Annotated in this window: 4 protein-coding genes; all 4 read left to right on the plus strand. The window is 46.5% G+C overall.

Annotation, left to right across the window (positions count from 1 at the left end):
* Positions 1-178 precede the first annotated feature (178 nt).
* The 4 genes from RUMCAL_RS08355 (at position 179) to RUMCAL_RS08370 (ending at position 3169) form a co-directional block, all read left to right on the plus strand.
* Positions 179-412: a tautomerase family protein gene (locus tag RUMCAL_RS08355; protein WP_021682297.1), complete on the plus strand. Its 234-nt coding sequence runs from the start codon at positions 179-181 to the stop codon at positions 410-412.
* On the plus strand, positions 412-984 hold the full coding sequence (locus RUMCAL_RS08360; RefSeq protein ID WP_021682298.1) for a Maf family protein: 573 nt from the start codon (positions 412-414) through the stop codon (positions 982-984). Before RUMCAL_RS08355 ends, RUMCAL_RS08360 begins: the two co-directional genes overlap by 1 nt.
* Positions 985-1052: 68 nt before the next feature.
* A complete protein-coding gene (locus RUMCAL_RS08365; RefSeq protein ID WP_021682299.1) occupies positions 1053-2267 on the plus strand; it encodes a DUF4317 domain-containing protein in 1215 nt (404 codons plus the stop codon).
* On the plus strand, positions 2264-3169 hold the full coding sequence (locus RUMCAL_RS08370) for a LysR family transcriptional regulator (RefSeq protein ID WP_021682300.1): 906 nt from the start codon (positions 2264-2266) through the stop codon (positions 3167-3169). Before RUMCAL_RS08365 ends, RUMCAL_RS08370 begins: the two co-directional genes overlap by 4 nt.
* Positions 3170-3414 lie beyond the last annotated feature (245 nt).

Here is a 3414-nt window from a genome sequence, read left to right on the forward strand (position 1 = left end):
CATCTGTCGCACAATCTTTGTGCGGTATTGCCTGTAAAAAAGCATATAAAAGCTTTTAGAAAAATGTGTTTGTATTCCGTTTACACCTTGCAATCTCCTATAAAATATGCTATAATAAAAGCACCCGAAAATTTCACGGGCAATATATCAGAAACAGAATTTCAAGGAGGAACATACCATGCCCCATATTACGATCAAAATGCTCAAAGGCAGAACAGACGATCAGAAAAAGCTTGCTGCAGACAAGGTTGCCGCTGCACTGGTAGATGCGATCGGCTGCAATCCGGAACACATTTCTGTTGCAGTAGAAGATTTCACACCGGTAGAATGGCAGGACGAATTCCGCAAGGAAGTCACCGAGAGTGAACACATCTACAAAGAACCGCATTACGACCCGAAGGATGTGCTGTAATGGGGCTGATTCTAGCTTCTGCATCACCGCGGCGGCAGGAACTCCTGCGGCTGATCACGGAAGACTTTACGGTTTTTCCGGCAGCCGTAGACGAGTCCCTGCCGCCCGTGTTGTCTGTACAGAAAGCGGCACAGTATCTGGCACGAAAAAAGGCTCTTGCCGTCGCCAACGAATATCCGAATGACATTGTTCTTGGTTCTGACACCACGGTGGTGTTGGAAAATGCCATTTTCGGCAAACCGAAAACGCCGGAACATGCGGCAGAGATGCTTCGTCAACTCTCCGGAAAGACACATACCGTCATCACGGGTGTAGCTTTGGCACAAGGAGAACGCGTATCCTCATTCCAGACAGAAACAGCGGTAACATTTTATCCGCTGACTGAAGAACAGATACAGGCGTATCTTGCGACCGGCGAACCTATGGACAAAGCCGGCAGTTACGGCATTCAGGGATACGGTGCACTGCTGGTGCAGAACATCAACGGCGATTTTTACAGCGTAATGGGCTTGCCGGTGGCAGAAACTGCACGGGCATTGCAATGCTTTTGCAAAGGAAACGATGTGCTGTAAAATCGTACAAGCAAAACAGAAAGACAATTTTTATGCAGCGTTTCCATAGATAACAGAAAGGGATTTCCATGAATAAAAAAGAACTCTCCGAAATTCGAAAAAATTTTTCAGATACCAGTGATTTATTTGTACTGAATCAGGTGGCAACCGCTTTTGTGGACAGCGAAAAAAATATCCGCTGTCAGACCAGCCGTGCCTATCACAACATTGCTTCCGAAGAAAGCGACTGCCTTATGGCAACGCTGAAACGTGTTCTTGCGGGCACACTGGGAAAAGGACTGCTGGAATACGAATTCCCCAAAGAAGCCTATGAAGAAGGCGGCAGTCAGGCGATTCTCTACGAGGCGTTACAGTCCAAACTGGAAGATGAAACTGCCGTTACAACGCTGATGGAACAAATCGTCCGCAACATGGACTATGTTTCCACCTATGCGATTTTGGTCGGACATTGTACTTATACCGTTTTTCAAAAGTCCAAGAGTGACGAATTAGACCCGTATCAGAGCCACGATTACCGTTTTCTGGTGGCAGCAATTTGTCCGGTAGAAGTTCGCGTAGACGGGCTGATCTACAACGAAGATGACAATGCCATTGAAAAGAAAAATGTTTACGACAGAATCGTGGCAGAGATCCCCACAGACGGGTTTGTCTATCCAACTTTCACGGGGAGAGGTCCGGACGTAAACCATGTGCTGTACTCCGCCCACAAGCCCAAAGATGTTAATATCAGCATCATAGAAAATGTACTGGGCTGCCCGTTTAACCGGACGGCTCAGGAACAGAAGGAAACATTCCAGAGCATGATGCAGGAAATCGTTTCCGATGAACTGAGTTACTCTGTCATCACCGGCGTAAATGAAAAGCTGCGGGATATCGCAGCAGAATACGCCAATGAACCGGATCTGCCCATTGTGGACGATATTCACGTGCGGGACATTTTGCTGGACTCCGGCGTTAGTCAGGAACGTGCAGAAGAAATGCAGATGGCATATCGGGAGGCAACACAGGACAAGCCGATTACTGTCAACAACCTGATCGACAACAAAACAACGATCAGCGTAGACGGCATCACTGTTTCGATTGGGAAAGATGCCACAGACAAGGTGCGGACACAGTGCGTAGACGGCAGACGGTATCTGCTGATCGATCTGGACGATCCGGCTGTGGAAATCAACGGGTTGACAGCTCGCATTGCAGAATTACAGCCGGAGCCGACAGAACCGGAATCGGATCTCACAGACTTGCCGGAAGCAGAGCCGGAAAGCGATGAAACAGCCGTATGACATTACAGCAATTGAAATATGCCGTTGTCACTGCGGAAAAAGGAACAGTCAGTGAAGCAGCTGCTTCTCTGTATATTGCCCAGCCCAGCCTGACAAAAGCACTCAAGGAACTGGAAAAGGAAATGGGCATTTCCATTTTCAACCGCACCAATAAAGGCGTTTTTGTTTCCAAAGAGGGGGAAGTGTTTCTGGGCTATGCCAGACAAGTTCTGGAGCAGGCTGCTCTGATCACGGAAAAGTATACCCACCAGTCCGGTGGAAAACAGGAATTCTGCGTTTCGACACAGCATTATTCCTTTGCGGTAAATGCATTTGTAGACTTGATTCAGGTGTATGGCAGTGACAATTATGATTTCAGTCTGCGGGAAACCCAGACCTATGAGATCATTGATGATGTTGCCCGTCTGAAAAGTGAAATCGGAATTCTCTATCTCAACGAGTTCAACGAAACCGTTTTGCGAAAGATTTTGAAATCCAACGATTTGCAGTTTACGGAGTTGTTTGAAGCAAAGCCGCATATTTTTATCAGCGACAAAAATCCTCTTGCACAAAAAGCAGAAGTCACCATGGCAGACTTGCAGCCCTATCCGTACCTGTCTTTTGAACAGGGTGAACACAACTCGTTTTACTACTCTGAAGAAATTTTCAGCACAGAAATTCGCTCAAAAAATATTCGGGTACGGGACAGGGCAACGCTGTTCAATCTGTTGATCGGACTAAATGGGTATACCATTTGCAGCGGTGTCATTGACGAAGAACTAAATGGAGAAAACATTGTGGCAATTCCCCTTACGGAAAACGGAAGCATGCATATCGGTTACATCACCAAAAAGCATGCAGTGCCCAGCCGATTGGGCAGCATTTATTTAGATGCATTAAAGCGTTATGCGAAAAACTCCTGATGCAACACCGCACAAAGCCGTCAGGCGGGCTTTGTGCGGTGTTGTTCTAAAATACTGAATAGGCTCTGATGCAGCACAGACCTCAAATACCGGTTTGCTATATAATAAAGCTATAGCAAACCGGTATTTTTATATATTTTACATGTCCGGTGGAATCCTGTATAATGGAATTACAATCAGAAACAAAACGGAATACGCTGGGCAACATTGTTTCAGGGCAATACCGCACAAAGATTGTGCGACAG

This window comes from Ruminococcus callidus ATCC 27760, assembly GCF_000468015.1.
Taxonomy (GTDB): Bacteria; Bacillota; Clostridia; order Oscillospirales; family Ruminococcaceae; genus Ruminococcus_C; species Ruminococcus_C callidus.

Bases quoted from the DNA above. Each gene is read 5' to 3' on its own strand.
- RUMCAL_RS08355 (WP_021682297.1), top strand. From the start codon at position 179: ATGCCCCATATTACGATCAAAATGCTCAAAGGCAGAACAGACGATCAG.
- RUMCAL_RS08370 (WP_021682300.1), top strand. From the start codon at position 2,264: ATGACATTACAGCAATTGAAATATGCCGTTGTCACTGCGGAAAAAGGA.
- RUMCAL_RS08360 (WP_021682298.1), top strand. From the start codon at position 412: ATGGGGCTGATTCTAGCTTCTGCATCACCGCGGCGGCAGGAACTCCTG.
- RUMCAL_RS08365 (WP_021682299.1), top strand. From the start codon at position 1,053: ATGAATAAAAAAGAACTCTCCGAAATTCGAAAAAATTTTTCAGATACC.